The organism is Bifidobacterium xylocopae (assembly GCF_003315615.1).
GTDB lineage: Bacteria > Actinomycetota > Actinomycetes > Actinomycetales > Bifidobacteriaceae > Bombiscardovia > Bombiscardovia xylocopae.
The window spans coordinates 1-453 of the sequence record NZ_PDCH01000062.1; the positions used below are offsets into that span (position 1 = coordinate 1).

The window sequence follows — 453 nt, forward strand, 5'->3', positions numbered from 1 at the left end:
ATCCTGGCCGGTATGACATCCTTCTTCTGCTGGCGCAGGACATCCTTCAAACGGGTCAGAATAAGGACTATGCGCTCGCAGCCGTCGTCGATGGCCTTCTGCACGGGAACGGGGTCGGCAATGCCCCCATCGAAGTATGGGACCCCGTCGATGATGTAGGGCTCACAGGCCACAGGAACCGCAGAGGATGCCTTCATGATGTCGTAGTTGTCATAGGCCACATCGGTCTTGTCGAAATACTTGGTGGAACCGTCCTGCGCATTGGCTGCCACGACCGTGACGGCGGTCGGGTCTTGGGAGAATGCATGGTAGTCAACCGGGTACTCGCCATCCTGGTTTGACAGGGTTCCGTAGATGTAGTCTAGATTGGCTTAGCTGCTGTCCCTCAACAAATTCCATTCCGCGTCTTCCTCCTTGTCGAACTCGTACTCCGTTCAAGACGTTAGGCTCGCG

General features: G+C 56.3%; 1 pseudogene. It reads right to left on the bottom strand.

The features are described from left to right. A pseudogene (locus tag CRD59_RS07630) lies at positions 1–371 on the bottom strand (patatin-like phospholipase family protein); the annotation flags it as partial. Positions 372–453 lie beyond the last annotated feature (82 nt).